This window comes from Confluentibacter flavum (assembly GCF_002843175.1).
Lineage (GTDB): Bacteria > Bacteroidota > Bacteroidia > Flavobacteriales > Flavobacteriaceae > Confluentibacter > Confluentibacter flavum.
On record NZ_PJEO01000010.1, the window covers coordinates 1 to 4,566 of the forward strand.

Consider the following 4,566-nt stretch of genomic DNA (forward strand, 5'->3'; position numbering starts at 1 on the left):
GTTTAATTGGTCAAAAATTTCGTTATCGTTCATAAATCTAAATTATTTATTTTTCAATGAATCAAGTGCGTTTTTATAGGACTCTTTGTTGAAAACTACAACAAGAGATGAAACAACAATCCCAAAAAAAGTAATTTTTTCTATATTATTTAATCGTTTCTTTAAAATAAACATCTAATGTCAGAAACTAAAAAAATAGTCAAATTCAAAGACTTGCCCGAGGAGGAGAAATTAAGACAAAAGGAGGTATTTAAAAAAGCCTTAGCTAAATACTTAGATTCCCAAAAAAAGGATTCTTAATTAATTTTTAAATATAATATCACGAAAGAAAAAAGCCAAATAGAAAACTTAATTAATCGTCGGAAGACAAGAGATTTAAATCGTCGGTCAAATCTTCTCTCAGATAATCATCAAACTTTAAGTTTAGTTCAGAGAATTTTGCTTCCACGTTACTTTCGGCTTCTTGTCCTGTGTTTCCTTTTAGCGATTCTTTTATTTCAAGTTGTGTTTTTAATATTTGAGCTAAATGGTAACCGTTATTAAGATTGGTTTTATGAACCTCCCATAATAGCCTACCTATATTGATTTTAAATTCAGGATTGTTTAATTGGTCAAAAATTTCGTTATCGTTCATAAATCTAAATTATTTATTTTTCAATGAATCTAATTCTGTTTTTAAAGAAATTATTTCTAAACGCATTTCATGAAGACCAATATTCAAACTATCATGTTTGTCATTTAGCTCGTATGCCGATTTATGCAATCTCTCTATTTCTTCTCCTTCGTTATATTGTACTGCCATTGTTGTACAAAGTCCTATAGCCCCACCGATTAACACATACATTAAATTATACCAAAATTGATTTTTTAGACTTATTAAGGTTTTCTCGGATAATTCAATGCTAGACTTTAAACTTCTAATCTCAAGCATTTTTATATCGGATTTTCCACTTTCATCATTTATCAATGAGGTAAAGTCTTTAATTATTTTTATTGCTTCTTCAGTTTCTTTATCTGTCATATTCCATTAAATCTCTAAACATTCAAATCCATACGAAAGCTTACTTAGAACCTGCACCGAATATTCTTCCATATCTTAAACTTTAAATCCATCTTTCCCTATTCACTTGAAAACTTTTATAATGGGTGGTAACGTGTTCGTGTATGGAAAGTTGCGTGTTTGGGAGCGAGGATTTTCCGAAGGAAAATCGGAAGCCGGCAAACAGGCAACCAACTTTGGTTTAGCTAAAACTAGCAATTTTTTATACACGGTGTTGGCAGTAGTGTTTATTTTGTCAGACGTTTTGCTGTCATAAATCGGTCAGCTACATTGTCCCAATTGATAATTTCAAGAACTGTATCAACAAATTCAGCTCTTTTATTTTTGTACTTCAAATAATAGGCGTGTTCCCAAACGTCAATCACCAAGATTGGAACAACACCCCATTGTGTTAATTTTTGATGGTTTTCGCATTGTAATAATGTCAAGCTGTCCGAATAAGGTTGATAGCCCAAAATTCCCCAACCGCTTCCTTCTACGGTTTTTGATATTTTCCCGATATAATTTTTTAGATTGTCAAATGAGCCAAAGTCCTTTTCAATCTGTTTTAAGAGTTCTGTTTTGGGTTCTGTTTTCTTATTGGTTAGGTTCGTCCAAAAAATCGAGTGAAGAACGTGGCTTGAAAAATGGTAAGCTAATTTTCGTGTCCACAAGTCCACTTGGTCTAAATCACCTGATTTTAGATTTTCCTTAATTTTAATCAAATCTGTGTTCGCTTCTTTAACTGCTCCACCGTGATGAAATTCAAAGTGCAAATGAAGCGTTTCTTCGTCCATGTATGGCTCCAAAAAAGCTTTATTGTATGGAAGTGATTTCTGAATGAAATTCCCATTATTGTCCACTAATTTGTCAATACCATTTTCTGTCACATTTTGTGAAAAAACGTTGTTAATTGGTAGGATTGTCGCTCCGCCTAAAATTGCCGAGTTTCTTAAAAATTCTTTTCTGTGCATAATTATACTTTTTCAGTTTATCTCGTTTTTCCACATTACTGCCAACGTGTTCGTGTATGATTGGTTGCGTACCGATAACGTATAAAAATAGATTTACAGCCAACTTCGACAAAAGAGGGTCTTTTCCGAAGTAAAACAGTTTAGCAATTAATTATACACGGTGTTACCACCCGTTTTTTAATTCCGATGTCCGTTCAACATTGTATTCGTAAGTTTTTCTTATTTACGGATTCTTTAAACGAAAAACTACCGTATCTACAACCTTTTCATTCAGAGTATTTTTGGTGGATGAATCTTTATCTTCTATTTGCTTTTGGGTTGATATATTATTCAATTGGCTATTGTCTTTTTCTTCTTTTTCGTTAGATATTGATAAAGACCATAATGCAATTCCGACACTTATAATAGACAGTAAATAAGGAAGCCAACCAGTTTTTGATTGAAACCATGATATGCTTAAATCATACTTCTCTTTTTTAGATTTGTCCAATAAAATTTTCTTTCTGTATTCTAAATAATCCAACCAACTTTTGTGTTGAGCAACATCGTATCCATATTCGGTAATTATAAAAATATTATTTCCGTTATTGCTTATAAGCCCATGTTTTATTAGAACATTAAATCTTCTTTCTTTTTCTGTATCTAATTCTCTTTGTTCAGCATTCATCCTTGTTGAAGGAATGTCTTTAATATTTCCGTTTTTGCTAATTTCTAAAAGAAGGTCAAATATTTTTTGTTCCATTTTTTTAAAACTCTACTCTTTCATCCATACGTTCTCTTTAATGGGTGGTAACGTGTTCGTGTATGGAAAGTTGCGTGTTTGAGGGCGGGGATTTTCCGAAGGAAAATCGGAAGCCAGCAAACACGCAACCAACTTTGTGCCAGCTAAAACTAGCAATTTTTTATACACGGTGTTGGGCTTAGTTATTTATTATTCGTATCCGTGTCTTTTCTTCCAATCAGAGATGTCAATTTTTTCAATTTCCTCAAATCGTTTTTGCTTATAATTATTTATTTGATAATTTATAAAAAGAAACCAAGCTAGAAAGCTTAGAATATAAATTATTGATTTCTGTTTAAGTTTTATAATATAGTTTTCATCCTTTAAATGCTTAAAGGATTTAAATTTATAACTGCCTCTTATGAAATAATATGGAGCAAATATGAACAATTCAATTATTTCCATTAATCCATATTTTTCTGTTTTATTTTTCTCAAAAGATGCTTTTCGTTCGTTTTCAAAAAGTTGTTTATAAACTTTTTCCGCATCATAGGTTGAGTCCGAATTGTTTTCTCCCGTGAATTTGTATTTTTTATTAAACTTACCATCATTGTTGAAATAAGATAATAATATTTCAGTCAATTGATTAATAGTAGTAGGAGCTTTATCGATAACAAATCGCTCATTGTTTTTTCCATAAGTAGCTGAAAGTCCATCATCTTTTAGGTTTCCTCCAACCTCCATCCAATCGTACTCATTTTTACTTAAACATACTTGGTGAAATAAATTCCAATCGATTGAATTCATAGTTTCAAGGATATCCGATTCAGATGGGTTTTTCATTTTCAGATTTTCTCTTGAACCATAATCAGATAAAACTAATAATTCCATTCTCCTGTAGATGTCGTTTTAATTAAGCCCAACGTGTTCGTGTATGATTGGTTGCGTACCGATAACGTATAAAAATAGATTACAGCCAACTTCGACAAAAGAGGGTCTTTTCCGAAGTAAAACAGTTTAGCAATTAATTATACACGGTGTTACCACCCGTTTTTTGGTCAGCCGTTGTTTTTAAATCCGTTCAATGTCTGTTAAGGAATGGTTTTTTGTTTTGTTGAGTCCGAAATACTTAATACTGTTTCTCGGGTTTGTTTTGTTTTGTCAGTTAACCTTTCTTTATCCTCGTTTTTCTCCGATTGCATTTCTTGGTTATTATTTGATTCTTTATTTGGTTGACAATAAAGAAACTGAACAGAAACAGTAATTCTACTTTATATACAACTTTAAAATATGTCAGTTGCCAATCCACAAAAAATCATTTATCCAATTACCGTAAATCCAGAATTAAAGAATGGTTTAAGGTTTTATGATATTCATTCGATTTTCATTAAAAACGGTTACGATTTTGGTGATAAAAATATATATATCATGACTGCTCAAATATGTTTTTTAATTGGTTTCAAAAACGAGCATGACGCAAAAAACCTTTCATATACTAACTCCTAGGATGGTTTTCGTTAAACCTATGCTTTAAATCATAATCATCGGTTATTAATTCCGAGTATTCAACCATAGAATAGTCGGAGTTTGTCTTTATTAGTAATTTTATTCCCTTTTCGTTTATTTCTTTTACAATATCTTCTTCTAATCTATGCGTTACCGTATATGCCGCCGAAATAATTTCTTTTGGTGATTGAACATACTGTAACTGATGCTTTGAATATCCGTTATCTATTTCTACGTTATTTATTTTTTCCATATTCTTATTATCTAAAATTCCTAAATCCGCACTCTACTCTTTCATTCATACGTTCTCTTTAATGGGTGGTAAC

At 31.3% G+C, this 4,566-nt stretch carries 8 protein-coding genes; 2 read left to right on the top strand and 6 right to left on the bottom strand.

Annotated features, from left to right (window positions below; all coding sequences use genetic code 11):
• Positions 1–177 precede the first annotated feature (177 nt).
• On the top strand, positions 178–300 hold the full coding sequence (locus CSW08_RS18415; protein WP_262496529.1) for a hypothetical protein: 123 nt from the start codon (positions 178–180) through the stop codon (positions 298–300).
• 52 nt (positions 301–352) lie between these two features.
• Here the strand turns inward: CSW08_RS18415 and CSW08_RS01745 are convergent, their stop codons facing one another.
• The 5 genes from CSW08_RS01745 to CSW08_RS01765 form a co-directional block, all read right to left on the bottom strand.
• Positions 353–634: a hypothetical protein gene (locus CSW08_RS01745; protein ID WP_106658193.1), complete on the bottom strand. Its 282-nt coding sequence runs from the start codon at positions 632–634 to the stop codon at positions 353–355.
• 9 nt (positions 635–643) lie between these two features.
• Positions 644–1,021 (bottom strand): hypothetical protein, encoded by a 378-nt coding sequence (locus tag CSW08_RS01750; protein ID WP_106658194.1) that lies wholly within the window; start codon positions 1,019–1,021, stop codon positions 644–646.
• 266 nt (positions 1,022–1,287) lie between these two features.
• Positions 1,288–2,013 carry a superoxide dismutase gene (locus CSW08_RS01755; RefSeq protein WP_106658195.1) on the bottom strand — a complete coding sequence of 242 codons (726 nt, stop codon included), beginning with the start codon at positions 2,011–2,013 and terminating at the stop codon, positions 1,288–1,290.
• Positions 2,014–2,236: 223 nt separating this feature from the next.
• Entirely contained in the window at positions 2,237–2,755 is a 519-nt protein-coding gene (locus tag CSW08_RS01760) for a hypothetical protein (RefSeq protein WP_106658196.1), read from the bottom strand.
• A 189-nt stretch (positions 2,756–2,944) separates the two neighbouring features.
• Positions 2,945–3,625 carry a hypothetical protein gene (locus CSW08_RS01765; protein WP_106658197.1) on the bottom strand — a complete coding sequence of 227 codons (681 nt, stop codon included), beginning with the start codon at positions 3,623–3,625 and terminating at the stop codon, positions 2,945–2,947.
• Positions 3,626–4,024: 399 nt separating this feature from the next.
• On the opposite strand from CSW08_RS01765, the gene CSW08_RS01770 reads away from it, so the two are divergent.
• Entirely contained in the window at positions 4,025–4,240 is a 216-nt protein-coding gene (locus CSW08_RS01770; RefSeq protein ID WP_106658198.1) for a hypothetical protein, read from the top strand.
• On the opposite strand, the gene CSW08_RS01775 is transcribed toward CSW08_RS01770, so the two are convergent.
• The gene (locus tag CSW08_RS01775) at positions 4,230–4,493 is read right to left on the bottom strand and encodes a hypothetical protein (RefSeq protein WP_106658199.1); all 264 of its coding nucleotides are present in this window, start codon (positions 4,491–4,493) and stop codon (positions 4,230–4,232) included. The two genes, CSW08_RS01770 and CSW08_RS01775, sit on opposite strands and share 11 nt — an antisense overlap.
• Between the last annotated feature and the right edge of the window lie 73 nt (positions 4,494–4,566).